23 protein-coding genes are annotated in these 26674 nt (G+C 41.0%); 9 read left to right on the top strand and 14 right to left on the bottom strand.

Going from position 1 to position 26674, the window contains the following annotated elements; all coding sequences use genetic code 11:
- The first annotated feature begins 207 nt into the window (after positions 1 to 207).
- From I8748_RS23085 to I8748_RS23065, 5 genes are all read left to right on the top strand, one after another.
- Positions 208 to 1275 carry a response regulator gene (locus tag I8748_RS23085; RefSeq protein ID WP_198126872.1) on the top strand — a complete coding sequence of 356 codons (1068 nt, stop codon included), beginning with the start codon at positions 208 to 210 and terminating at the stop codon, positions 1273 to 1275.
- 60 nt (positions 1276 to 1335) lie between these two features.
- The gene (locus I8748_RS23080) at positions 1336 to 1713 is read left to right on the top strand and encodes a response regulator (RefSeq protein ID WP_198126871.1); all 378 of its coding nucleotides are present in this window, start codon (positions 1336 to 1338) and stop codon (positions 1711 to 1713) included.
- A 4-nt stretch (positions 1714 to 1717) separates the two neighbouring features.
- Positions 1718 to 2215 (top strand): chemotaxis protein CheW, encoded by a 498-nt coding sequence (locus tag I8748_RS23075; RefSeq protein ID WP_198126870.1) that lies wholly within the window; start codon positions 1718 to 1720, stop codon positions 2213 to 2215.
- 58 nt (positions 2216 to 2273) lie between these two features.
- On the top strand, positions 2274 to 4487 hold the full coding sequence (locus I8748_RS23070; RefSeq protein WP_198126869.1) for a methyl-accepting chemotaxis protein: 2214 nt from the start codon (positions 2274 to 2276) through the stop codon (positions 4485 to 4487).
- Positions 4488 to 4778: 291 nt separating this feature from the next.
- Entirely contained in the window at positions 4779 to 7688 is a 2910-nt protein-coding gene (locus I8748_RS23065) for a hybrid sensor histidine kinase/response regulator (RefSeq protein ID WP_198126868.1), read from the top strand.
- Positions 7689 to 7769: 81 nt separating this feature from the next.
- Here the strand turns inward: I8748_RS23065 and I8748_RS23060 are convergent, their stop codons facing one another.
- Both I8748_RS23060 and I8748_RS23055 read right to left on the bottom strand, forming a co-directional pair.
- Positions 7770 to 10520, bottom strand: coding sequence for an AAA-like domain-containing protein (locus tag I8748_RS23060; RefSeq protein ID WP_198126867.1), 2751 nt, complete (start codon positions 10518 to 10520; stop codon positions 7770 to 7772).
- Positions 10517 to 11830 (bottom strand): AAA-like domain-containing protein, encoded by a 1314-nt coding sequence (locus I8748_RS23055; RefSeq protein WP_198126866.1) that lies wholly within the window; start codon positions 11828 to 11830, stop codon positions 10517 to 10519. The genes I8748_RS23060 and I8748_RS23055 overlap by 4 nt, the downstream gene beginning before the upstream one ends.
- A 174-nt stretch (positions 11831 to 12004) precedes the next feature.
- Between I8748_RS23055 and I8748_RS23050 the strand changes: the two genes are divergently transcribed.
- On the top strand, positions 12005 to 12247 hold the full coding sequence (locus tag I8748_RS23050; RefSeq protein ID WP_198126865.1) for a hypothetical protein: 243 nt from the start codon (positions 12005 to 12007) through the stop codon (positions 12245 to 12247).
- A 208-nt stretch (positions 12248 to 12455) separates the two neighbouring features.
- Here I8748_RS23050 and I8748_RS23045 read toward each other — a convergent pair whose 3' ends face one another.
- From I8748_RS23045 to I8748_RS23035, 3 genes are all read right to left on the bottom strand, one after another.
- Positions 12456 to 12674 (bottom strand): hypothetical protein, encoded by a 219-nt coding sequence (locus I8748_RS23045; protein ID WP_214662709.1) that lies wholly within the window; start codon positions 12672 to 12674, stop codon positions 12456 to 12458.
- Between the two features lie 200 nt (positions 12675 to 12874).
- On the bottom strand, positions 12875 to 14161 hold the full coding sequence (locus I8748_RS23040; RefSeq protein ID WP_198126864.1) for an APC family permease: 1287 nt from the start codon (positions 14159 to 14161) through the stop codon (positions 12875 to 12877).
- Positions 14162 to 14419: 258 nt separating this feature from the next.
- A complete protein-coding gene (locus I8748_RS23035; protein ID WP_198126863.1) occupies positions 14420 to 14704 on the bottom strand; it encodes a DUF427 domain-containing protein in 285 nt (94 codons plus the stop codon).
- Positions 14705 to 14869: 165 nt separating this feature from the next.
- Between I8748_RS23035 and I8748_RS23030 the strand changes: the two genes are divergently transcribed.
- Positions 14870 to 15190 (top strand): hypothetical protein, encoded by a 321-nt coding sequence (locus I8748_RS23030; RefSeq protein WP_214662708.1) that lies wholly within the window; start codon positions 14870 to 14872, stop codon positions 15188 to 15190.
- Here the strand turns inward: I8748_RS23030 and I8748_RS23025 are convergent.
- From I8748_RS23025 to I8748_RS23015, 3 genes are read right to left on the bottom strand one after another with little or no spacing between them, the layout of a single operon-like run.
- Positions 15174 to 15482, bottom strand: coding sequence for a hypothetical protein (locus tag I8748_RS23025; protein ID WP_198126861.1), 309 nt, complete (start codon positions 15480 to 15482; stop codon positions 15174 to 15176). The two genes, I8748_RS23030 and I8748_RS23025, sit on opposite strands and share 17 nt — an antisense overlap.
- A 3-nt stretch (positions 15483 to 15485) precedes the next feature.
- Positions 15486 to 15677, bottom strand: a complete 192-nt coding sequence (locus tag I8748_RS23020) for a type II toxin-antitoxin system HicA family toxin (protein WP_318781257.1) — start codon at positions 15675 to 15677, stop codon at positions 15486 to 15488.
- 32 nt (positions 15678 to 15709) lie between these two features.
- A complete protein-coding gene (locus I8748_RS23015; protein WP_198126860.1) occupies positions 15710 to 15913 on the bottom strand; it encodes a type II toxin-antitoxin system HicB family antitoxin in 204 nt (67 codons plus the stop codon).
- Between the two features lie 256 nt (positions 15914 to 16169).
- Between I8748_RS23015 and I8748_RS23010 the strand changes: the two genes are divergently transcribed.
- Positions 16170 to 17468 (top strand): HEAT repeat domain-containing protein, encoded by a 1299-nt coding sequence (locus tag I8748_RS23010; RefSeq protein WP_198126859.1) that lies wholly within the window; start codon positions 16170 to 16172, stop codon positions 17466 to 17468.
- 101 nt (positions 17469 to 17569) lie between these two features.
- On the opposite strand, the gene I8748_RS23005 is transcribed toward I8748_RS23010, so the two are convergent.
- Both I8748_RS23005 and I8748_RS23000 read right to left on the bottom strand, forming a co-directional pair.
- On the bottom strand, positions 17570 to 18226 hold the full coding sequence (locus tag I8748_RS23005; RefSeq protein ID WP_214662707.1) for a DUF2959 domain-containing protein: 657 nt from the start codon (positions 18224 to 18226) through the stop codon (positions 17570 to 17572).
- A 93-nt stretch (positions 18227 to 18319) separates the two neighbouring features.
- The gene (locus I8748_RS23000) at positions 18320 to 20848 is read right to left on the bottom strand and encodes a mannose-1-phosphate guanyltransferase (protein ID WP_198126858.1); all 2529 of its coding nucleotides are present in this window, start codon (positions 20846 to 20848) and stop codon (positions 18320 to 18322) included.
- Positions 20849 to 21511: 663 nt separating this feature from the next.
- Here I8748_RS23000 and I8748_RS22995 point away from each other — a divergent pair.
- Positions 21512 to 21709, top strand: coding sequence for a hypothetical protein (locus I8748_RS22995; protein ID WP_404800353.1), 198 nt, complete (start codon positions 21512 to 21514; stop codon positions 21707 to 21709).
- Positions 21710 to 21892: 183 nt separating this feature from the next.
- On the opposite strand, the gene I8748_RS22990 is transcribed toward I8748_RS22995, so the two are convergent.
- The 4 genes from I8748_RS22990 to pheT form a co-directional block, all read right to left on the bottom strand.
- The gene (locus I8748_RS22990; RefSeq protein ID WP_198126856.1) at positions 21893 to 22303 is read right to left on the bottom strand and encodes a hypothetical protein; all 411 of its coding nucleotides are present in this window, start codon (positions 22301 to 22303) and stop codon (positions 21893 to 21895) included.
- A 234-nt stretch (positions 22304 to 22537) separates the two neighbouring features.
- Complete coding sequence (locus I8748_RS22985) at positions 22538 to 23155, bottom strand: Uma2 family endonuclease (protein WP_198126855.1); 618 nt, start codon at positions 23153 to 23155, stop codon at positions 22538 to 22540.
- Between the two features lie 317 nt (positions 23156 to 23472).
- A complete protein-coding gene (locus tag I8748_RS22980; protein ID WP_198126854.1) occupies positions 23473 to 23742 on the bottom strand; it encodes a YciI family protein in 270 nt (89 codons plus the stop codon).
- Between the two features lie 102 nt (positions 23743 to 23844).
- Positions 23845 to 26280 (bottom strand): phenylalanine--tRNA ligase subunit beta, encoded by a 2436-nt coding sequence (gene pheT, locus I8748_RS22975; RefSeq protein ID WP_198126853.1) that lies wholly within the window; start codon positions 26278 to 26280, stop codon positions 23845 to 23847.
- Between the last annotated feature and the right edge of the window lie 394 nt (positions 26281 to 26674).

The following is a 26674-nucleotide window of genomic DNA, read 5'->3' as shown; positions in this document are numbered from 1 at the left end:
AAGTAAATTAACAATAACTTACAATTTATGGGGTTTTGACAATCTCAAAATATCTTTGCTGCTGTTGAGTTGATCCACAAGTTGTGATTGAAGCTCTTGTATTTGATATTACAAAAAACTGTTCATTAATATTTTGATGGGAATTGTGGCAAGGCTGATGTCCAAATTTAGCTTACACGTATTAAATTTAGCTGAAGTAAAGGCAAAATGAGTACAACTCCTACAGATAGCTACCGGTTGGGCCATAAACTACATCCGCTATCTCTGTTGGCACAATTAACTAGTCGTAATGCTACAGGGTGCTTACGCGTATTTAGTGGGGCGGGTTTTTGGTCAATTAATTTAGAAGAAGGTAAACTAACTTATGCTTCCTACTCAAATCAAGAATTTGAGCGGCTTGATAATCACTTGCGACAGTTGAGTCAAAAAATTCCGACTCTTAACAGCGCCACTCGCGTACAGATGCGGCTGATATTTGAACCAAAAAGTGAAAATCAGTCAATACCATACGCAGATTATCAAGGGATTTGTTGGTTAGTCAATCAGGAATATCTCAACCATACGCAAGCGGCAAAACTCATAGAAGGACTGGCTAAAGAAGTCTTAGAGTCTTTTTTGGTACTCAAAGAAGGAAACTATGAATTTTATTCTGATAGTTCCTGGGATGAATTGCCAAAGTTCTGTTATTTGGACTTACGGTTATTAGTCGAATATTGTCAAAGGCAGTTACGACAGAGATCAAATATTCAGTCACCAGTTCATGCTGCGGGGAATTCTCAAGTTTTGCCCACAGCTAAATTACCTCAATCTCAGTCACTATTGCCAAATGGGCAACAATTACCAAGGCAAAAAAATCAAGAACCTCCTGAAAATAGAAATACAACAACTGCTTCATCAGTTGTGCAAAAAAGTCTCTATACAATTGCCTGTATTGATGATAGCCAAACAGTGTTGAATTCTATCAACCTTTTTTTAGAAGGAAATCCATTCTCAGTAGTTACAATTAATGATCCAGTCAAAGCTTTAATGCAAATTATCCGCAGCAAACCAGACCTAATTTTGCTAGACGTTGAAATGCCTAATTTAGATGGATACGAACTATGTTCTTTATTACGTAAGCATTCAGCTTTTAAGAATATCCCAATCATTATGGTGACTGGGAGGACAGGCTTTATCGACAGAGCAAAAGCCAAACTTGTCAGAGCATCGGGATATTTAACCAAGCCTTTTACACAATCAGATTTGCTAAAAATAGTGTTTAAGCATATCGGTTAATTTTGTCATATTCAGGTCATAAATTCAGGCAGTTATCTAAAAAAAATAGGAGGTTTACGAGTGAGTATTACCTTGGTTGGCACAATTTTAATTGTAGAAGATTCGCCCAGCGAATTGGAACTCATGAGCCATTATCTGAAAGAAAGTGGTTACAACGTCATTAAAGCTAGTGGTGCTAAAGAAGCTTTAGAAAAAGCTTTATTACAAGAGCCAGATGCAATTGTTACTGATGTAGTTATGCCGGGGATGAGTGGATTTGAGTTATGTCGCTCTCTGAAAAAAAATCCGGCAACTCAAAAACTACCAATAGTAATTTGTAGTTCTAAAAATTTAGAAATTGACCGCTTGTGGGCAATGAAACAAGGTGCTGATGTCTATATAACTAAGCCATATACACGGGAGCAACTCTTACGCGCTATTAAATCAGTGGTGTTTTAAATCAATGAATAATACTCAAATGATACTGACTGCTAAAAAAACAAAAAATAACTTATTAGATGGTTATCTCAAATTCCAGCTAAATCAACAGACGACAGCTGTTTTATCAATGAAGCACACGCAAGAAGCGGTGATTTTTCCTATTGAAGCTGTAACTTCAATGCCAAATATGCCTGCCTGCATCTTGGGATTAATGAATTGGCGCAGTCGGATAATTTGGGCGATTGACCTGCCTAGGTTACTGAATTTAGAAGCCTTAGATCATAGATTATGGCAATACAATGCGATTGTGATCAAAGTAGAATCACTGCTCTTAGGCTTAGTTGTGCAAGAGATAAAAGGAACAACTAAATTCATGCCTGATGATATTCGTTCTCCTGTAGGACAAGTGGCATCCAGTTTAGTGCCTTATTTACGTGGGTGTGTTGTGCAACAAGAAGAAACCTTGCTGGTTTTAGATGCACAAGCTATTGTAGATTCTTCTATTCTCCGTAATGAATAGGTGCTATTAAAATACCATTTTTTAGTGTTCTCATTTACCTATTCAGGAGAATTATATTATGTTTAATAAAACTGACATGGCTAAGAGTAGTGATGCTCAAAATCGAGCAGATTTCATTTCACCCCCACAAGTTACTGATAGTACAATAGAGCTATCAAGTCAGCCTGATATTGCAACAGCTGATGGTTCTGTCTGGAAGCGAGCAATTGCTTACTGGCAGCGGCTCAGCTTTAGTAAAAAAGCCACAATTTTAGCGATCGCTATCAGCACTATACCAACATTGGGCATAGGAGCGATCGCTTATAGCTTGATGAATAAATTCATTACTCAACAAATTACTCAATCTCAACAAGCCGCAGCTATTGACTTAACTAACACAGTCAACCGCTTTATCTTGGGAAGATATAGAGATATTCAAGTACTGGCAAATCTGCCATTTTTGGCAAATACCAAAATTATCGCTAGAACCAGCGATGAAGAAAAGCAAGCTGTGCTAAATCGCCTTGTGGAATCTTACAAAGCTTATAACAGCATTGCCGTCTTGGATCTCCAAGGTAACTTGATTGTTCAATCTAACGGTGAACCTCTGGATAATCAAAAAGACCGCAGTTATTTTCAAGAAACTCTGCAAAAAGATGCAGCTGTTATTAGTAAGCCGGAAAAATCAAATAAGACTAATGTCGTGAGTATTGATATATCTGCACCAGTTAAAGATAGTAACACAGGCAATACCATCGCTGTAGTGAAAGCAAGTGTGCCTGTCACATCTTTAGGAGAGGCGATTCAAAACTACACAGGCAAAGGACAACAATATCATTTACTCGATGATTCAGGAAAAGTTTTCCTGACTCCACAAAAAGAATTCATGGGGAAAGATGCAAAAGCAGAATATCCCGGTTTAGCTCAAGTATTGACAGCTAAGAAAATCGAGACTTTTACAACAGTTCAAAAAATTCATAAAAAGCAAGAATTAGTTAGCTACATTCCATCAACAAAACTCGAAGGTTTACCCAATTTAAACTGGCAAATACTTTTATCCACAGATACAGCAATTGCTTTTGCACCTCAAAGACAATTGTTGTGGACAATCGCCATCACCACAATATTTATAGCAGTAATTGTAGGAGCGATCGCCACTTGGATAGCCAAGGTTATCACACAACCAATTCTCAATGCAACTCTAGTGGAGACACAAAAAGCAGATGAGTTAGGAGTATTGAATACAAATATTAACCACACTACGCAATTGCCAAGCTTGGTGACAGAACAACAAGTCTCTCCAGAACTGCAACAACAACTTTTAGAACTACTCAACAACGTAGAAGGCGCAGCTAGAGGAGATTTAACAGTGCGTGCAGACGTAACCACTGGGGAAATCGGCACTGTTGCTGACTTTTTCAACTCCATCGTGGAAAATCTGCGAGATATTGTCACCCAAGTTAAACAAGCTGCTACTCAGGTAAATGGCGCAATTGGTTCTAACGAAACAGCCATTAGCCAACTAGCAGAGGAAGCACTCATCCAAGCTGCTGAAATCAACCGCACCCTAGATGCTGTTGACAAAATGACCCATTCTATGCAAGCTGTAGCTGCCAGTGCCCAACAAGCTGCAAAAGTTGCCAACCATGCTGCTGACAATGCTACCAAAAGCGGTCAAGCAATGGATTTGACAGTGCAAAACATCCTTTCTTTAAGAGAAACCGTTGGTGAAACTGCCAAGAAAGTCAAACGTCTGGGAGAATCTACCCAACAAATATCGCGTGTGGTGTCCTTGATTAACCAAATCGCCATGCAAACCAACTTACTCGCCATCAACGCCAGCATTGAAGCAGCGCGTGCTGGTGAAGAAGGACAAGGTTTTGCTGTAGTTGCAGAAGAAGTAGGCGAATTAGCAGCCCGTAGCGCCGCAGCAACTCAAGAAATTGAAGAAATTGTGGAAAATATCCAACGGGAAACCAGCGAAGTTGTGCAGGCGATGGAAATCGGCACAATTCAAGTAGTAGATGGCGCTCGAATTGTGGAAGAGGCTAAGCAAAGTTTGAGTCAAATTTTGGATGTATCGCATCAAATTGACTTGTTAATACAATCGATTTCCACTGCAACGGTATCTCAAGTAGAAACATCACAAACTGTTAGCCAATTGATGAAAGATATCGCCGCTATATCACAACGTACCAGCGATTCTTCACGCCAAGTTTCCCAATCTCTGCAAACAACTGTTGAGATTTCACACCAATTACAAGAGACTGTTGAGACTTTTAAAGTTAGTTAGTTGTTAGTTGTTCGTGACTTGCTGCTAGAAGAATAATTATTTGTAACCGCAGAGGCGCAGAGGAGGACACTTCCGTGCGGGGGTTCCCCCCCGTTGAGGAAAGTGTCCGTGACACAGAGAGAAGAGTTAATCAATATAGGTAATCTTAGACCAGGAAGAGAGTAGTTGATAATTAATAGTTACTTGTTCTGACAACTTACCACTGACAACTGACAACTGACAACTGACAACTGACAACTGACAACTGACCACTGACCACTGACAACTGACCACTGACAAATCAAAAATACCATGTCACAAAATAAAGAATTAGAAATCCAGAGGCAGTTTTTGGAAGAGGCTACAGATTACCTCAATACTTTGGAAGGAGTATTGTTGGAAATCGATTCTCATAACCGCATTGATTTAGATAAAATTAATGCTGCACTGCGATCTGCTCATTCTATTAAGGGTGGGGCGGCGATGATGGGATTTAAGACATTAAGTGATTTAGCTCACCGTTTAGAAGACTGTTTAAAAGTCTTAAAAACCCGAAAAAATTCTCTGGAATTTGATACGGAATTGCAAAGTTTACTACTTTCTGGAGTTGATTGGTTACGTCAGATTGTGCAACTTTTAACAGAAGGAAATGCCATAGAAGAACAGTGGCTAGTGAGCTTTTGTTATCCCGTTTTTGATGAATTGCGCGATCACTTGGGTGAACCCACTCCAGAAGATGCTACAACTATGCTATCGCCGGAAGACGGGCAAGATATCATCCCTTTGCTATTTGAAACGGAAGTAGAAGGATGTTTGCAGCGTTTAGAATCGGTGTTGTCAGATAGTCAACAACCATGTTTGCAAGAAGAAGTTGCCATCATGGCAGCTGAATTAGGCGGTTTGGGCGAAATGCTGCAATTAACGGCTTTTACCCAACTTTGTGAGTCAATCAAGCAACACATAGAAGCACCGGAACCTGAACGTGTCCCGGAAATTGCGCGGTTAGCCTTACAAGCATGGCGGCGATCGCAAGCTTTGGTGTTGACAAATCAACGTGATAGTCTACCTACAAAGATTGAGTTGCATGAAGTCGCAACTTTTGCCACAAATACAAAAGTGTTCTCTGAAATCAATCTGGCAAATACAGAATCTTTAGATATAGAACTTCCTGATGAAGCAGAGCAAAAAACATTAGTTGCTAGGGAAATTCCCACAATAGATTTTAAATTTATCGAACAGAAAACAGAGTTAGTTGGTGTTGGGAAAGAGCGGGAGACTCAAGAAAATACTGTTCGGGTTCCCAGTAAGCAACTTGAGCAAATTAATGATTTGTTTGGTGAACTGATTGTCCAACGTAATGGGCTAAATTCACAAATAGAAAAATTACGCAAACTTGTGCGACATTTGAGCCAGAGAGTGCAACTTCTCGACCGCGAAAACCAAGAATTGCGGATAGAATGTGATAGAGTTGCCACAAAAAATGCCATATCTAATAGTGGGCGATCGCTCGCTGATGAGACTTATCAAACACAAGGTATAGCCACAGAGTTTGATGGTTTAGAAATGGATCGCTATAACGACTTGAATTTGCGATCGCAGGAAGTTATGGAAACCATTGTGCAAGTACAAGAAGTTTCCACAGATATACAATTAAGTGTTGATGATACAGATCAAATTGCTCGCAAACTTAGCAAAACATCAAAACAATTGCAGACAAAGCTGACTAATATCAGGATGCGGCCATTGTCTGATTTAGTTGAGCGTTTCCCCAGAGCTTTGCGCGATTTAAATGTAGAGCATGGCAAAAATGTGCAGTTAAAAATTGAAGGTGGCAACACTTTAATTGAACGCAGCATTTTAGAAGCTTTAAACGACCCTTTAATGCATCTATTAAGGAATGCTTTTGATCATGGTATCGAAGATTCTGCCACTCGCCAAGCTTTAGGTAAACCAGAACAAGGATTGATTGAAATTAAAGCTAGCCACCGTGGAAATCGCACAATTATTACTATACGTGATGATGGCCAAGGAATTTCTATAGAGAAAATTCGCTCTCGCGCCATAGCTATGAAATTAGATGCTGCTTTAGTTGAGAGTGCAACTGATGAAGAACTTTTGTCATTAATTTTTGAACCTGGGTTTAGCACTTCCGACCAAGTAACCGCCTTATCTGGTCGCGGTGTGGGAATGGATGTAGTTCGTAATAACTTGAAATTGGTTCGAGGAGATATTAAAGTTGATACCGAACCGGGAATTGGCACTACCTTTACATTATCAGTACCCTTTACCCTTTCTGTGGCAAGAGTCTTGCTGGTCGAAAGCAATAGAATGCTATTGGCATTTCCTACAGATGTAATTTCCGAAATATTTTTATTGCAAAACGACCGAATTTTTCCTATGTCAGGTAGTGAAGTCCTGAATTGGCAAGGCACAATGCTACCATTAATTCGCCTTGGTCGCTACTTTGAATTTAATTGTCCACGCCACGATAATCCAGAATTAGAAACACCGCCAGCCATTAATGCTAGCAGTGTGTTAATAGTTAAAGGTAATAATCAACCAGTAGCCATACAAGTAGACCGTTGTTGGGGTGAACAAGAAGTTGCTATTCGCCAAGTCGAAGGAAATATACCTTTACCTGAAGGTTTCAACAACTGCACAATTTTGGGTGATGGACGAGTTGTAGCATTAGTTAATATCAATGAATTGCTGTATTGGATTGCTAGTAATCAGCGTACTCCTAGAAATAATCAATTACCATCAGCAAGATTGAAGACACCATTCCTGTTTTTGAATCCTGAAAAAGTTCCTCCAACTCCAGCTAAAGAAAAAGGCACAATTTTGATTGTCGATGATTCCATAAATGTGCGCCGTTTCCTAGCTTTGACTTTGGAAAAAGGCGGGTATCAAGTAGAACAAGCCAAAGACGGTCAAGATGCTTTAGAAAAACTTGAAAATGGTTTGAAAGTCCAAGCAGTGATTTGCGATATTGAAATGCCACGCCTTGATGGTTATGGCTTCTTAGGTCGTATTAACTCCAACGTTAATATTAAAAATATTCCAGTCGCCATGCTTACCTCTCGCAGCAGTAATAAACATCGGCAACTAGCAATGCAATTAGGTGCAAGCGCCTATTTTTCTAAACCTTACAACGAACAAGAATTACTGCGAACGTTAGAAGAAATGATTCAAAGTGTAGCACAAACAGCAACATTAAATTAAAATACTTTGTGCCTTTGTGTCTTCGTGGTTTCAGATTTTTTACCACAAAGACACGAAGACACAAAGTTAGGCAACAACCAATTATTTAACTTTTTCCTCTTCAAGCAACTGAAAACCATACTCAGAACCAGGAGGATAAGGCCTATTTCTACCAACCCGAACAAGGCGATATTCTCTATTAACAGGCTCACCCGTTGTTGAAAAATGAAGTCCGCCTCCTGAAGTTTCATTTGGTGCAAGATTCACTTGTTTTAGATTCCTAAGAACCGTTTCCCGTGTAGCATTTTTAGATAACACCTTAATTAAAGCTTGCGCTGCATCATAGGCGTTAGCTGTGCGCCAGTTAATTTTTCCTTTCCATCTTTGTGCTGCTTCTTTCGCATATAAAGAAGTTCCATCGTCAAACCAAGGTATAGCTAAAATTAAGCCCTCAATATCAGAACCACCCTGTATTAAAGTGTTAACACTATACAAAGCACCACCGCCTAACAGCTGCAATCTTTGCTCTTTGGGTAGTTCAGCATTTGCTCTAGCAATAGATATAGCAACAGAATTTGTTGGTACACCTGGTAATAAAATAACAGCACGTACTTTATCTTGATTTACAATGCGTTTAATTTCAGCTTCGGCGTTAAGATTAGGGTCTTTAATATTAACAGTTCTGACAATGTTTCCCCCTCGTTTGTTGAACTCTTCCTGAAATTGTTTTTTCGCTATTCTGCTGTAGACACTTTTTTCAGAATCTTCAAATAAAACCACCACTTTGTCTAAACCCAAAGTGTTTTTGGTATACTCAGCTAACTTTTTAGCTACTAACTTAGTAGACGGAACCGTCCGAAAGAAAACCGGACTTTTTAATTCAGTACTGGTGCTAGTAGGAGAAATCATAGCCAAACCAGCTTTTTCGTATATAGGTAACACGTCGGAACTGGCCTCACTAGAATTATGACCAATTACGCCTAAAATTGCTTGATTATCAGCAACCAAACGAGCAGCTTTTTCTCTTGCTACTTTTCGGTCGTTTCCATCGTTAGCAATTACAATCTCTAGTAATTGATTATTTAAATCTCCCTGGTTGTTAAATTGAGTTTGTGCATCCGCCACACCTCGCAAAACTTCTTTAGCATCGTTGGGGCTATTGTCTACCGGTGCTACAACTGCTAATGTAAAGTGTTTTCTTTGACGGGCTTTGGCATTGTTGAGGTAAATTAGCGGTTCTGGGTCATTAGGCGCACTTTTTACAGCTTTTTCAAATAATTTAATCGCTTGAGAATATTCGCCTTTATTGAAAGCCTCAACCCCATTAATTAAATAATAATTACCTGAACGAAACAGGTTACTTTCTCCACTGCTAACTATAGGTGAACAGGTGCCGTTCAGCCAAGCTTGACCAATTGGGCAAGATTTGGACTGATTCCACCACGCAACAGTAGCAGTCACAACAGCAACCACCGCTACCGCAGCAGCCCATTTCCATTGCTTTGTTCGTATCTCTTCAGATAATGCAATTTGTATAGCTTTTTCTTTATCTTTTTGAGTTATTTTTCGATCTAATTGTTGGCTAGCGCTTAAAAACTGATAATCTTGATCGCCTAAGCTTTTGTCTGCTGCCCATTCGAGGGCTTTTTGCAGTTCTTGCCCTTCTAACAGTTGGGAATTTTGACGATTAGAATCTAACCAAGCTTTTAAAGATTCAGCGTAAAAGTGAGGACGCAATTTTGTTAGTTCTTTATCAACCCAAGTTTGGTTAAAAACCTGTTGATAAATAGGGTTATAAACTCTTAAGTACTTGTCCTGTTTTACCACCAACCCTGATAGTCGCAACTCTATCTGTTCGGAACTATCATCAGCGGCAATTTTTCCCTGTTGCAAGATTTGCTCATACAGCGATAATAAACGAAGTGTTCTACCCTTACTTCCTAAAATGCGATCGCGGATTGTTTTTAAATGTTGGGGTGCATCTTGAGTTTCCCAATTTTCAATCACAGATGAGTGCACCAGATTCTCAATATACTCAGCTTCACTGCTTTGGGGAATAGTAGATGATGAAGTTGCTATCAGTTTACATAGCTTTTGGGTGAGGAAAGGTTGACCACCCGTCCAATTTAAAATTTCTTTGAATGCAGCATTGAGGTTTTTGACTTTTCCAGCTATTCCCAAAGCTAAAGGTATTACTTCTTCTAGAGAAAAACCATGTAATTCAATTGCTCGACCAATATTAAACGGTGACTTAGTTTTATCTTCAATTAAATCGGGTGGTGTTGCTACTCCAAAAAGTGCAAGGGTGAGGCGTGTGTATTTGGGATTGTTAGCACGTTTGTTATAGCAAGAACGTAACAAAGCAAAAAAATCATCTTTGAAATCTAATGTCAGCAAGCTATCAATTTCATCAATAAATATGAAAATGTTTTGGGAAACCTCTGTTAAGAGTACATCTTCGATAAAGTTACTTAACCGTTGCACAGGAGAAAGGTGCTGATGTGAGTTCCACCAAGCTGATAAGTTATTAGATTGAATTGACAGCTGAAAATCTCTACATAGCAAATCGACAAAACCCACATACCATTCATTCGCCGTTGTCCCTGACTGACTACCAATATCCGAAATATCTATAACTGCACAAATAAAGCCTTCTTTTTGTAAACGATGCATCGTTTGCACAAGCAAGCTAGACTTGCCCATTTGCCGCGAGTTTAGCACATAACAAAACTCGCCAGATTTTAAAGCTTTATAGAGTTCTTCGTCAGCTAGCCGTGATACATAGCAGGGGGCATCAAATCGTAGACTTCCTCCTACTTTATAGTTGAAAGGTGAGTTTGCTTGTAAGTTCATTGTGTATCTTTCAGACGTTCTTGAAAATACAGACGATATAACTGACAACGTGGTTCTACATCATTGCCTTGACGTTTTACTAATCCGATTTCATATAATTTTGAAGCTAAATTTGACTCTAATTTCACTGGACTATTTACTGTCACTAACTGTTTTAGTGCTTGATTCATTTCTGGATACTTGACTAAATTTTGCTGTAAATTCCAGAGATTTTCTTGTAGAAATTCACTATAGATTCCTGCTTCTGTAGGTGCGATTTTTAAAATTTCTTCCAACTGCATACCCCAACGTTGAACATGCTCAATAGCTTCCCTTACTAAATATGGATGCCCTCCTACCATGTTCATTAACAGATTAACTTGATCATCATTCCAATCAAGCTCATACATATTTGCCAAATCTTTTATCTGGTCTGCACTCAATTCTGGTAACTCTATTTCTTCGCCAACATTGTAAAATGGTGAGTTAGTGATATCTAATAAAGTGTATTCTGTATAAGTTACTATTAAACGAAACCTTCCCCAAATCTCACGAGTTCTAGCCTTTTCATGCCAGCTTCGCAGCATATTAAAAAAGTCTCCAGCAATTTCGGGATTTTGAAAAACCCGGTCTACATCATCCAAGCCTAAGACTAAGGGAGGCTCATTTTCATTCAATAGATAATCTTCAAAATATTTCATGCATTTCAGTTTGCTGTTACCAAGTTGCTGATTCCAATGCTCATCTATTTTGTGATCTAGTTCCTGGTTAAGCATCTGAGTAATACTGCTACAAAACCACCGCAAGAATTTATCTAAGTTTTCAAAATCTGCTTTCTCTGCTAACCGCAATTTCAAATCAACTGCTCTGTAACCTTGAACTTTTTCTGCATAATTAATCAGCATGGACAAATGCAGAGTTTTACCCATTTTCGGAGGTGCTTTGATTTTCAGCAAGGAACCAGGCTGTAAAATTTCCTGTTGACACAAGGTTTCAAGGCGGGGATGCTGCACATATTTCATGGTATAAGTCAGGTTTAGCGATCGCACCGACGTAGCGACTTTGTGGGAGAATTGCGATCGCTCCACTACTGCGCGAAAATTCCTTTTACTTACCGGTTCTCCTAACACCTCTGTTAGTAACTTCCAGAACTTGTGCCCAGCATCTCCCTTGAGGTAACTAGCCTCATACATGGAGCTTTTTGCCATTTCATCATAAGTCTGACCCTCCCAAGAGCCTCGAAGTATGGTTAATTCGACATCAGTCAGGTGTCTGTGTTCATGTTCCTGAATTGCTGCCTCTACAACCTTGCGTGTTTCTTCAAAATTCATGGTGATCTGAGGGATATAAATCTACTAACCATTCATAACTAACTTTATTTTACTTGTTTTTTCAGACTTTTAGAGCTTATACAAGTATTTTATTCATTTTTTACATGCCTTAGCAGACTAACTTAGCTAAAGTCATGCTAAAGTCATATTTATCATGTTTAGGCAGGATGTAATATGGAACTAAATCAAGGCTGTATAGCTGTAAACTCCTTGCAATCAGGACAATTTGAAGACCAGACTATTCTCGTCTCTGCCAATCCAACTAACTCCTCTCCAATGGCTGGAGAAAGCATCATCCCTGTATTGATGCAGGGAGGCGTTGCAGTAGCCGTGATTTTAGCTATGTCCTATTTTTGTAATATTCTTCTAAAATCGATGGCTCAGTTAATCAAGGATGCTAACCAAAAGCACAAATAAGCTGCAAAGAATCCCGTGGCTGGGGATAAGGAAGATGAGGGAGATAAGGGGGATGAGGGGGACGTTATTTTCCCATCTTCTCTATTTTGAGATGCTATTTTTCTTTGCAGCAAATTAGTATCAGTTGTCAGTTGTCAGTAGTCAGTGATCAGTGGTCAGTTGTCAGCCAGCAGTTGTCAGTCGTCAGTCATTAGTCAGCAGTCATCAGTCACCAATGAATGTTTGCTTCGATAGAATCTAAGCGCTGGCGTTGCTTTAACCACTCTCGACAAACTTCTTGAGTGAGTTGTATTTCTTCATCAGTCAAAAGCTCATCTGGACAACCAGATGCGATGATTTTTGCTACTTTGGCAGCTTTGCGGTAATGTATGCCATATTTCACCAACTGCGTATGTAATAATTGTTCTTTATCTTGACAAAAAATCATTTTTGTGTTCGAGTAGTTTGGCAACTCCTACTCTAATTTCTAAAAACTAGGAAATTACTACGTCTTACTGTGGATAGATAAGTAAGTAATTTTATATTTTTATTAGATTTACTGTGGTCAGTTGTCAGTTGTCAGTTGTTAGTTGTCAGTTGTCATTAGTTATTCTCCCCATCCCCCATCCTTCCATCTCCCCTGCTGACTCAAGACACAGCACGTTGTACTTTGTGCCAGATTAAGCCGGCTACAATTAACCCTAGACCCACTTGCCAGATAGCAGACTCAACCCAAAAAGCCAGGAACAGGCAAGATATCAGACCTATCCAACCCACCCACACAGGATAAAGTCGTTCAGATGGGGAAAGACGCAAAGCTGCTAAATTGGTAACTGCGTAGTAAATTAAGACACTAAAGGCGCTAAACGACCATGTAGTTTTTACGTTGCCTAATAATACCAAAGCAACGATCGCTCCCCCGACTACTATCACAGCCCAGTATGGAGATGTCTGTTGTTGATTCAAACGTGCTAAAAATCTGGGAGCATCCCCACGCCGTCCCATTGCCAACAACACGCGGGATAAACCCAGAATCAAGTTCAACAATACACCCAACATTGCCGTCATCGCCCCAACAGCTAACACCAAAGCAGCACTCGAACCCGCAACGCTACGGACTGCTACTTCCAAAGGAGCCGCTTTTGCCTGTCCTGTGGCGTTGCTTAAAACATCCACCCCCACAGCCCCAATGCCAACGGTTGCCACGGCGATGTAAAGTAACATTGTTAATAGCAAACAGACAATCATCGCTTGGGGTATGGTCTTTCTGGGAGAACGTGCTTCTTCTCCCATAGTGGCAATGCGACCATAACCTGTGTAGGCAACAAACATCAAAGCGCTAGCATGAAGTATTGCCCCTGGCGAACTGGTGAAAAAAGGTGTCAAATTGTCAATACCCACCACCGTCACACGGGGCAAACATACCAGGATAAAGAATCCTAAAGATAGCAGCGTTGCCGACACAATCACAGTGTTAGCAAGATTAGAGCGGCGGATACCGCTCAACACTATCAATGTCATAATTATTACAGCCAACAAAGCTATTGGCACAACCCAATTGGCACTCACGCCTGCAATGTTGAGTAAGTAGCCAGCAAAACCCAAAGCCGCAGTTGCAGCCGAGGCTGTTTTTGCTACCAAAAACATCCAGCCAGCTGTAAAACCGAAAGCGGGAGTGAGATATTTATAACCATATTCATAAGTGCCTCCACTGACTGCATGATTAGCTGCCAACTGAGCGCTATTAAGTCCATTGCAAGTAGCAACGATCGCACCAATAGCCACTGCTAAAATTACCGCAGGCCCAGCAATTCCCGCAGCAATGCCAATACTGACAAATACACCCGTACCGACAATCGAACCCAGTCCCATCAGGGTTGCACCAAAAACCCCTAACTCTCTTTGCAACTGCGGTGATGAATTGGTAGCGGACATTTATTCTTCCTGTGATTGGAGTCTAGCATTCATTGGTGAGGATATCATTACAGACATGGAGTAGGGCGTATAGAAAAAGACATTTGATATTTGTTATGTTCTTCTTTACCTTGGTGTCTTTGTGCCTTGGTGAGTCCAGTCCCCGTCTTGGCTTCTGCCGAGATGGGGAACTGGCGAACCCGAAGGGCGGTTTAAAAGTAAATTTTTTACCACAAAGACACTAAGACACTAAGAAAAATGCATCGGGCTACTGCTTTATTAAGCTTCGACTTTTACGCCCTTCCAGAAAGCCACGTAACCTTCGATATTCTTAGCTTTTTCCTTGGTGCTGGGATAGTACCAAGCTGCATCTTTGTTGACTTGTCCATCAACTTCAATGCTGTAGTAGCTGGCAACACCTTTCCAGGGACAGGTGGTGTGAGTATTACTGTCTTTAAAGTATTCCTTGTTAATGGTGTCAGCAGGGAAATAATGGTTGCCTTCCACAACCACGGTATTATCGCTTTCGGCTAAAACTGCGCCATTCCAAATTGCTTTCGGCATAAGTGATTTTGCAAATAAACTTTACATATATATTTTTACACTTCTACAGCTTTTCTCTTTGTGCCTTTGTGCCTTGGTGGTGAAAAATCTTGAACCACAAAGGCACAGAGTATTTTCCAGTCAGCTGCGTAATAATATCTGTACATATATTGACTTTGTAGTGAAATGGAACCTGTGACACTGACGGCTGTTGTGACTGCGATCGCAGCCTTAGTACACCTGCTGCAATCAAATCATGTGGATGACGACACCCGTTGGCAGGTAGCAAAAAGCTTAGGGGAAATTTTACAGGATAATAAACATCGCATTGAGGTAGTCAAAGCTTTAAGTGGTTATTGGCGATTGGATTATCATTGCTACAATGTGATTTGGAATTGCGCCCAGAATTTGCCTTACCCCGACTTCTATCAAGCTTGGCATCAGCATAATATTGCTACTCGTGCAAAGCAAAGCTTAAAGAAAATCCTTTTCACAAGAAGAATTTAACCACTTTTGCAGCAGCGACGTTACAAATGTTATCCCGTTTGTTAGGAACCTCGTGCCGTTGGTTAGGAACGTCATCCCGTTTGTTAGGAACATCATGCCGTTGGTTAGAAACGTCATCCCGTTCGTTAGAAACATCATGCCGTTTGTTAGGAACGTCATCCCGTTCGTTAGAAACGTCGTCCCGTTCGTTAGAAACGTTGTTCTGTTTGTGGCAAACGCTTATGTTGTCGTTACCACAGCTTAAGCAAAACTTATCAATCAACTTGTTGCCGTAACGATAGCTCCTAGTCATTGATTACAACAGTTCTAAAAATCGGTCTAAATCTATTTGAGCTTGTTTTAAAATTTTAGCTAATGTTGTACGCTTAACTGGCCGATGAGCAGGAACAGTCAACTTCAAAACCTCATCTGAAATTTGTTTTTGCAGTCTGATGTGACTACCTTGTTGGCGTACAAATATCCATCCATCTCGCTCTAATGCTGCAATAATCTCAATGTATGACAGACTGAGAACTCTAGTTACAGCACTAATTCCCTTACTATAGCTCCCTCTTCAATTATCAATTCTTCTTCCAATGGTTCCAGATAAAGCAGTATTGACTCTTGAATATTTTCTAGTGATTCTTCGATAGTTTCTCCTTCACTGATACAACCTGGAAGTGAGGGAACAAAAACTGTATAACCACCTTCATCACTTGGTTCTAATACTACTTTGATATTCATAATTATTTAAATTTATACTAGTTAATAATAGCTGTTAAATCATGTTTACTTCAGTCATATCTGTACATATTGTAGCTGATACTATTTGCAAAAATATTTGCAACATATGAATCGGCTCTCCGGGGCGTACAGCTGTACACCCCTACTGATGTATCTTTATCAGGTATTTCGTGAAATGGTATAAGTTCTTGCTCGATTGCCGTTGTATAATGTAACAATGTTATTATTGGATGCAATTTGATGATTTTCGGGCATCATGAGTAATATCAAGCAGCTTTTGGAACAAGCGCAAGCAGCACATGATGCGGCAAATTGTTCATTGCTAATTCCATATTTGCAACAGTTAATTTCCATAGCGGATTCTCAACATCCAGAGATAGTTAAAAATCAAGAATATTTGCTGGAATTAGCACTCTGGGTTTTAGAAATGGGGGATTTTCAGCAACGCTGGGATATCGCCAAAGTGTTGATTTATCTAGGTAACATTGCCATCCCAGCGCTGATTGATATCTTAGAAGATGAAGATGCAGAATTAGAAGTGCGTTGGTATGCAGCACGGACTTTGGGTGAGTTTCAGCACCCAGATGCTATAGGCGCTTTGGTGGAATTGCTAAAAACCAATGAAGATGAAGAACTCAAAGCCATCGCCGCTACAGCTTTGGGGCAAATGGATACTGTGGCTATCACTGCACTAACTGAACTGCTCCTAGATGAAGATACCAGACTTTTGGCAGTGCGATCGCTCTTTTCCATCCGGCATACAGAAATTATCCCGCCTTTGTTGAGTGTAGTGCAAGATGCACAACCAGCAGTCCGCGCTGCTGCAATTGCTGCCCTCAGCAACTTTCACGACGAACGTGTGCCACCAGTTTTATTAAACGCTTTAGATGATTTATCTGCCACAGTCAGACGCGCAGCTGTGCTTGGTTTGGGTTTTCGCCCTGACTTGTGTTCAGAATTAAATTTGGTGACAAAACTGCAACCTCGATTGTATGATTTTAATCTTGAGGTTTGTTGTGCCGCAGCGATCGCTCTTTCCCGCTTGGGTAGCGATGACGCTGCTAGGCACTTATTTCAGGTGTTAATATCACCCCACACACCAATAAATTTACAATTAGAAGTTATCCGCGCTTTAATCTGGGTAGAGACAGTATCAAGTTTGGAATATTTGCAACAAGCACTTCATGAAAGTAGTTCAGAAACAGTTTGGCAGGAAATTGTCACAGTTCTGGGACGAGTACAAAAGCCGCAATTAACCATACCAGCCGCAGCAGTTTTGTTGGAGGTATTGCGTTCGTCACATCCAGCCACTAAGATAGCCAGTATTAAAAATGCGATCGCTTTGTCTTTAGGACAGTTAGGCAACATTGAAGCGGTTGAACCATTGATTTTACTACTGTCAGATGCAGATCAACAAGTAAAACTGCACGCGATCGCCGCCCTCAAGCAACTAGCACCAGAAATTGCATTCCAACAATTACAGCAATTAGCCAATAATCCCACTCTCACACCAGAATTGCAACAAGGAGTAGCGATCGCTTTGGCAGAATGGTAGCAGGGCTAAAGTTCCAAACTGTAATTATGACAAAGTAAAAACAGCTGTATGTGAAGTTTGTTAAATTTACTTTGACAAATTTAAAATACATCCTTGATAAATCAACTGCCATTTCTCGCCAATTCACCCAGACGCTTCAACACACGGAAAACTGTATACAAATCATTCCCAGGATTGAAGATGTAAAATAAGCGAGACAATGCATATTTTGGCGTTTCTTGTTTGAGCAATTTCACAAAAATAAAACTATTGCCATTGGTGATTAATCCGTATATTGGTTTATGCGAGTTAGAAAATGTCAGCATATAAGCTAGTAGTTGTGGTTTACCTACCTCTACAGAAAATGCTGCTTGTTTGGATTCTATGACTACTACTACTAGCTGTTCAAACAAAACTAAGACATCAATTTGACCTTTGATTGTTACGCCTTCATCTTCAGCAGAAACTTCTACAGATTTTTCAGATTTAACATGAAACGGGGATAAATAAAAGTCTGCTAAATCCAATAAGGGAGACAACACCACCATCTTGACAGTATTTTCCAGTAGAGGAGGATACTTGAGCAAATTAGCATAACTTGCCTTAACTCGGTCGAGTTGTTGTCTTTGCGAGTTGGTAATTTCTGGTAAGTTATCTTGCCACTCTCTAAAAAATTCCTCATCCTCAACCAATTGCAGTCCAAAGCTAGTTTCTAAGTCAAGTAAGGTAATATTATTTTGGATTTTAGATTTTGGATTTTGGATTGGTAAGTCAAGCAAAGTAATACTATTTTGGATTAGTAGCTGAGTCAGTTGTCAGTCGTCATTTGCCACTAACAACTAACAACTGACAACTAACAACTAACAACTAAATTACACTTCCGCCGGATGTTGTTCTTGTTGTCTTTCTACAAACGCCTGCACACGGGCGCGGTAGTTCCTAGAAGTCTCATCTGCCCAATCGCGATCATTACTGTTGGCGTATAAATGTACTAATGGCTCGCTGGCATCTGGTAAAACTAACAGCCAACTGTCATCATAAGGTTGACAAATTTTCACGCCATCGATTAATTCTAGGTTTTGCGCTGGGTGAGTTTCCACCAAGTAACGCATCAGCGCCCCTTTAGCTGTCCAAGGACAGCGGATGGTGTGAGTTTTGTGAATGACACGGGGCAATTCGGAACGCGCTGTGGCAAGCGATCGCTCTTGAATCGTCAGCATCTCTATAATCTTAGCTATGCAGAACATGGAATCAAATCCTGGATGCAGATGTGGGAAAATAAAACCAGTGTCTCCACTACCACCAAGCACCACATTGGGATTTTTTTGACAGGCTTCCATCAAAGCTGTAGGATTAGCTTTAGTGCGAATCACTTTACCATCATGGCGACGTGCAACTTGTTCCACAGCACTGGAAGCATGAACTGGCACGACTACTGTACCTCTGGGATTAGAGGTTAAAATCATGTCCACCATCAGCGCTGTTAAAGCTTCGCCACGAATAGGAAAGCCTGACTCATCAACTAAAATTAGCTGTTCGCCGTTAGCTGATACCTGAACCCCAAAGTTAGCTTTTAAGGCTTCCACTACATGACCAAGTTGAGTTAGTAATGCTTCTCGGTCGGTTACTGACACCGCTGCTTTGTTCACACTGGCATTCAGCACCACCGCATCAGCACCAAATTTATCTAACATTTGGGGTAAAACTGCCCCAGATACAGCATAAACATAGTCAATTACCACTTTTGCCCGACTGTTACGCAGAGTTTCAATGTGTAATAGCTTCTCAAAGGCTGTGCAGTAACGGTCGATGACTTGGCTGGGGTAAGCGACATCGCCAATTTCCTGAATTTGCGATCGCCGCATATCTTCTTTAAAATAAGCCCCCTCTATTTTCTTTTCCAAAGCTTTGGTGATATTAATCCCCTTAGCATCCATGAATTCAATTAAGATGTAGTCGGGGCGGTCTGGATGTACCCGCACATGAATTCCCCCAGCTACGGACATTGTAGGTATCACTGTCCTAGCAATGGGAATCGCTGTAGCATCTAGGTTTTGAATATCCACACCCACTGACATTAAACCAGCAATTAGCGATCGCGTCACCATGCGCGAAACGTTGCGTTGGTCACGGGAAACCGTTACTTTAGAACCAGGTTTCAAAGTCGAACCATAAGCCGCCCCCAACTTCACGGCAAATTCTGGGGTGATGTCAATATTCGCTAAACCTTGTACGCCACGTTGCCCAAATAAATTTCGTTGAGCGGTGTTACCCCAAATCAAGTTAATATTTAAGACTGCCCCCGACTCAATTTTTTTGCTGGGCCAAACCCGCACACCGGGGCTAATTTGCGCTTCTTCTCCCACAGTGGACAGTGAACCCACCACAGAAGCTTCTAAAACATGGGCGCGGCGGTCTACGCGAGTACCGCGAGAAATCACACAGGCGCTAAGATGTGCTTCATCCCCAACAATTGCCCCATTCCAGACAATTGGGCGTTTGAGGTTAGCATCAGCACCAATGGTGACATTATCGCCTATTACGGTTCCGCCCTCAATTTGCACTCTCGCACCGATGCGACAATTAGCACCAATCACTGCTGGAGTTTCAATGTTAGCTGTGGGGTCGATATAAGTATTTTGACCAACCCATAAATCAGTGGAAACTTCTCTATAAGCAAAGTCAAGTTTTACCTTACGGTCTAAAGCATCATATTGAGCTTCCCGATAGGCATCTAAATGACCGACATCACACCAATAACCTTGAGCAATGTAACCATACATTGGCTCGCCTTTGGCTAATAGTAAGGGAAATAAATCTTTAGAAAAATCAGATTCAGTATTATCTGGGAGATATTCTAAAACTTCTGGTTCGAGAATATAAGTACCAGTGTTAACGGTATCGGAAAAAATTTCACTAGTAGAGGGTTTTTCTAAGAAGCGGCGAATTTGTCCTTCTTCATCAGTAATTACCACCCCAAACTCAATCGGGTTAGGAACTCTGGTTAAAATTAAAGTGGCTTTTGACTTCTTTTGTTTATGAAATGCGATCGCTGCTGTCAGGTCAAAATCTGTGATACTATCACCGCTAATTACTAAAAAAGTTTCATCAAGGAGTTCAGCAATATTTTTTACACAGCCCGCCGTTCCCAAAGGCTGGTCTTCTTCAACGGCGTAGGTCATTTGTACGCCAAAATCACTCCCATCTTGAAAATAATCTCGCAAGACATCAGGTAAATAATGTAACGTCGCAATCACTTCAGTGATTTCATGGCGTTTGAGAAGATTGATAATATGTTCTGCGATCGGTCTATTGAGGATGGGCACCATCGGTTTAGGTAAATCGCAAGTTAATGGACGAAGCCGCGTTCCCGAACCGCCTGCCATCAGTACTGCACGCATAAATCCTCCTAAGTTATTTGCAGCATTTGTGCTACTTCAAAAACCGTTATTGTATTTTGTGTTTTTCTTTAGTCTCCTACGGATGTTGAGATTTGAGGAACTTCCGCAAGATGCATCCGTCGCTAAATAAGCATATCTACTCAAAACACTCATCTGTTTGTCCAGAGACAATTAAGAGAACTGCTCATAAATCAGGGTTGTTCTAGGTGTTTAGGATAACTTACGATAGCTCCCGGAAACATCGCAGACAAAGAGGAAGAAGGAAAAAGTAACATAGCAGATAAAAACAGCCTTTTTACCTTTTATCAAGTCAATTGTCTTTCTTATTTTGATGTTCTATGCTAATGTGCATCCAAGTTGCATATTCTCTAGTTAAGACCGTCAAAGTCCTTTATAAATACAAACGACTCATGACGACCAAACGAAGTGATTATGCAATGAATATGTCTTTTAGCTGACTTGGGCAGTAAGTACTTTTCTTCGTTAATCGCTAACTAGCCACGATGCAGGAGGCTATTTTACACTGGAGTAGAGATCGTATCATCTAGGAACTCAGATGTCCCAGACTGAGTAGCTCAGGCATACATTCTCAGTGTAGGGTAAAAATCGCCTACTGAGTGTAGGGATAGTTGATTTAAATTCTGTCAGTTGCTAACGGAGTTAATGGCAATGGGTAGCTTTATTCTTTTTACCTTGATAGTTGTTTATGTGGGTGGCATCTGGAAGTTTTGGACTGGGTTTAGCCGGACTAACTTTTCTCCATCTTTACCCAATCGTATAGGTTTATCTTTACTATGGCCTGCTTTGTTTATTACTAATGAATCTTATCGTCGCAACTTTAGAAAGGCACTTAAGGGTTAGAGGTTACTATTAAGTTTAATTGATATCAAGCCTGATATTTACTAGGCTTGACATTATAGCGAAATGCAATTGAATATCATTCAAATGAAAACCGCTATAGTCAAAATTACCGACTTATCAAATAAGTCGGTAATTTTGTTTACAAAGCTAATTAATAGTTAATTACGAACTATTAATTACGAATTATTTTGTGTTGTTGCGGTAGATATGAACTGCTGTACCTGCACCGAGACCAGTAATGCCATTTTTCACAGTATTTCTGCAACCACCTACCAGCTTGCCAGTCAGGATACTAGCACCAGCACCTACAAGCGCATCTTGACCATAATTACGACCATTTCTACGGGCACGGGCACTTCTCAGCCCATTAGCAGCATTGACAGCGGCACCAGCGGCACCCCCTCTAGCGGCATTACCTAGCACAGAACCGCATCCTGTAATCAGTCCTGTCACCACACCAGCACCAGCACCAACGGCTGTATCTCCTAAAACTCGGTCATCGGCAGCAGCGGGTTGAGCAGGAAATAAAGAAACACCTGCTAAACTAGCAGCCATGAGGCTGGGTAGAAATGTACGTTTTAGAAGTTGATTCATGGTAGCACCTTATGAAAATATTCCAAGCTGTTGCAGTTATGAATGATTATATTTCCAGTTTAAACAATAGCAATATTTTTGTGTAATAACATTCTTATGATTGCATTAAAAAATGCCAGTTTTATCTACTAAAAGCTAGAATTTGGCATCTCACTCTAGAATAGGTTTTGCTGATTGAGTAGACGATTTTAGGACTGTCACATGCACAGAAATAAATGATTTAGGATTGCTATATCACAAACCAGTATTGAAAATCTGCTCGGCGGTTAAATTCAATTCTGGAAAAGTAGATGAGATAATACAATCACTCCCACGGAACTGACTGACTTGGTATTCATCTCCAAAGAGTGAATAAACCGATATTGTAGGCTGTTTGGGATTACCAATAAACCGTCTACCCCCCAGTGCAGCGTAATCTACAATCCAATACTCAGGGATGCCAATTTCTTCATAACGGGCTAACTTGATAAAATAATCATCACGCCAATTGCTACTTACTACCTCGATTACCAGGGGAATGGATGCTGCTAAACTAACAGTAGATTCTTTTTTCCAAAGAGCCTCATTTACTAAATTTGGTTGATTTAATATCAGCACATCGGGTGAATAAGCTGATTCACTCTCTAGTGGTTTGACAAACGCTGTTTTGGGAATGAAATAGGGAAGTTTTAGTCGCCTAATTTCGACAGATATCTCTAGCGCCAAAAAACCAATAACCTCTTCGTGATCGCCTGTTGGTGGTGGTATTTCGATTACAACTCCATCATGGAGTTCATAACGTTTAAGAGTGTTGTGTGGGTATCTGGCAACGAATTCATCGAATGTAACTAGTTGGCGTAAGGCTGGAGTCATGTTTCAGTCCTCAGAGGATGTCTGAAAAGTCGAAAATTATACTAAGAACCCCTCTCCAAACCTCTCCCCGAAACGGAGAGAGGCTTTGAAACCCCCATTCCCTTGTAGGGAACTCGGGGCCCCCATGAAATTCGGGCTAAACCCGAATTTCATGAGGATTAGGGTCAGGGGGGCTAGGGGGGTTAGGTTTTTAAAGCTTTGATGTTAATAACAATACTTCTCAGACATCCTCTCAGAGCAAAGCTAATATATGTCTTAATAAAATTTGCATTTTAAATTAAGTTTTTATTTGCTTAGCCCAAACATTAACTGTTGAATTAAAAAGCCTGAATCCACTCTTTGACAGAATACTCAGTCCAAATGCCATTTTGCCAGTAGGGGTCATTTTCAATTAGCTGGCGCACTGTGGCTTCATCTTCGGCTTCGTAAATGCCAAAAACTTTTGTGACATCTTTGGTAGGGCCGATAGTAATCAATACACCAGATTCTTTTTGTTTGGCTAATCCATCTAAATGAGCTTGACGGTAAGGTTCACGTTTTTGTAAAACGTCTTCGCAGTAAGTTCCCCACAGGATGTATTTTGGCATGGTCAATCAATAAAAAATTAAAAATGAAAAATTGAACAAAAAGTCAGGAGTGATGAATTGAAAACTCCTAACTCCTAACTCCTAACTCCTAACTCCTAACTCCTAACTTCTCAGGTTGACGCCGAATTTTTCTACTAAGGCTTCGCGGACTTTATTGTGTACCGGTTCGACTTCAGCGTCGGTGAGGGTACGATCGCTCGCACGATAAACTAAACGAAATGCTAAACTTCGCTGTCCTTGGGGGACGTTTTCACCGCGATATTCATCAAACAATTCCACGGATGTCAGCAAGTCTTTACCGGCTTTGGTAATTGCTTTTTCTAGTTCGGCGACTGAGACTTTCACAGGTGCGAAGAAAGCGATATCGCGATCGCTAGCGGGATAGGTAGAATAACCTTTAAATGTAGGCGTGAGGATATCATCTTGATCTAGAGAATCCAAAAGCACATCTACATCTAATTGAAAAACGTAGACGGAATCAGGCAAACCTTTTTCTCGCCGCAGTTGGGGATGAAGTTGTCCAAAAATACCTAAATTTTGACCGCGAACCCATAAAGAAGCGGTGCGTCCTGAATGCAAACGTTCATCGCGACGGTCTGGTTGATATTCTACTTGCAAGCCAAGTTGCTGGAAAACACTTTCTAAAATGCCTTTGGCTTCAAACCAGGTGATTGGTTGTTCACGTCCACCTTTCGACCATTTGCCAAGGGTGCGATCGCCTCCAATAATACCAGCGATCGCTTCTGCTTCTTGCAAACCGTCTTCTTCTTGCCAGAAAATTCGCCCCATATCAAAACCGTTTAGCGAACCGTTTCCTTGTTCTAAGTTGTACTGAAAAGCATCAATCAACCCAGAAATCAAATCGGTTCTTAGCGCCGAATATTCGACAAATAACGGATTGCTTAATACTATCTGTCTGTCTTCCCCTGGTTTCACCAAAGAATAGTGAATTAATTCTGTCAAACCTTCAGCTCGCAGACAAGCCCGCAACTTGCGAATTAATTCTTGATCTAAAGGTAAATACCCAGCTTCTGACTTTGCTGGCAAGGTATCGCAGAAATTATCATAACCGTAAAGACGGGCAATTTCTTCAATTAAATCAATTTCCCGTTCCAAGTCGCGGTAACGATAGGGTGGAACAGAAACATTCCAAGTACCTTCTCCTGAAGATGTCACCTCACATCCCAGTGCAGTCAAAATCCGTTCAACGTCTTTTGCTTCGAGTTCTCCTGTTTCTTCGCCTAAATCTACAGGCCCCAACAGTTGATTCACTCGTTCTAAACGCAATGCAATGGAACGACTCCAAGTAGATTTATCAGGACGGGTGTCAGCAATTTCTTGCTGGACAATCACTCCTTGGGCTAATTCGCTAATCAGCGATAATGCGCGATTAGTGGCTACTTCCAATTCAGCACGGTTAACACCGCGTTCATATCTTCCAGAAGCCTCGCTTCTTAAACCGACACTGCGAGAAGAACGGCGAATTGCCACAGAATCAAACAACGCTGCTTCTAAAACTAAGCTTTGGCTCCCTTCATGGACTTCGGTTTCTTCTCCCCCCATGACTCCCGCTAACGCCACGGGTCTTTCGTTAGCGGTAATTAACAAATTTTGGGATGCTAAAGTGCGAGTTTGACCATCCAGAGTTTTAAGAGTTTCTCCAGAATTAGCAAAGCGCACACCAATAGTTAAATTGCCATTACCAGCAACGGATTCTAAACGGTCTTTATCAAAAGCATGTAGTGGTTGTCCCCATTCCAGCAAAACGTAGTTAGTAATATCCACCACATTATTTATGGGACGTACCCCAGCCGCCCGCAAGCGCTGTTGCAACCAATCAGGGGATGGGGCAATTTTAACTTGTTCAATAACTGTACCAATATATGCAGGACAAGCTTGCTTGTCGGCAATTTTTAAAGTGAAATTTCCGCCATTATTGTTAATAGCTACTTCCCCAGGAGAGGGAATGCTGAGCTGACCACCAGTCAAAGCTGCGACTTCCCGTGCTATGCCTACCATACTCAAAGCATCAGCACGATTGGCAGTAGCAGTCACATCTAAAATTACATCATCCAAACCCAGCAACGGACGCACATCACTACCCAAAGGCAGATTTTCCTCTGGAAAAATATGAATTCCATCTATATCAGTGGGTAAACCGAGTTCTTTCAAAGAACAAATCATCCCCTGAGAAGGGACACCGCGCAGTTTTGCAGGTTTAATTTTTAAATCGATATTGGGTAAATAAGTACCTATAGTCGCCACTGGCACATAGATATCTGCGCGGACATTAGCAGCACCGCAGACAATATTTAAAGTCTCCGCTGCACCGATATCGACTTGGCAAACACTCAATTTATCGGCGTTGGGGTGGGGTTGACGTTCAAGCACTCTCCCCACAACCACGCCATTTGCCCAAGTGCGGCGGTCTTCAATATCTTCGACTTCAAACCCTGCCATTGTTAGGGTTTCGGCTAATTCTTCCGGGCTAAGTTTGATTTCTACTAGTTCCCGTAGCCAACTTAAAGAAATACGCATGGAGTGTGCTTGTTTTAGGAATCGTCTTTTGCTCTCATTTTAAGGTGTCCAAGAGCGAGCGATCGCCACTCGCCTGGGCTTACCCTTTCACTTGAACAATCCTACTACATTGGACTTTCATAACAATGTCTTTTCTCATCTTTCCTTGGCGTTTTTGGCGTTTTGGCGTTTTGGTGAATTACTCGCTCATGCTTACCATCATGAATCGCGTCACCCTACTCGGGTTTTGTCTAAAGCCAAAACTTCCCCTCGTTCACGGGGAACTCGGGGCCCCCTTTGGGGTAATGGTGCATGGAAACTTTGACGCAAGTCAAAGGCGGGGTGGGGTTTTTCGCTTTTTATAAGCAATTAAGCGAACTTGATATAACTCCTAACTCATAGGACTTACGCAAAA

Source organism: Amazonocrinis nigriterrae CENA67 (assembly GCF_016056305.1).
GTDB classification, from domain to species: domain Bacteria; phylum Cyanobacteriota; class Cyanobacteriia; order Cyanobacteriales; family Nostocaceae; genus Amazonocrinis; species Amazonocrinis nigriterrae.
Note: the sequence above shows the minus strand (reverse complement) of the source record. Positions and strands in the feature narration are given on the sequence as shown.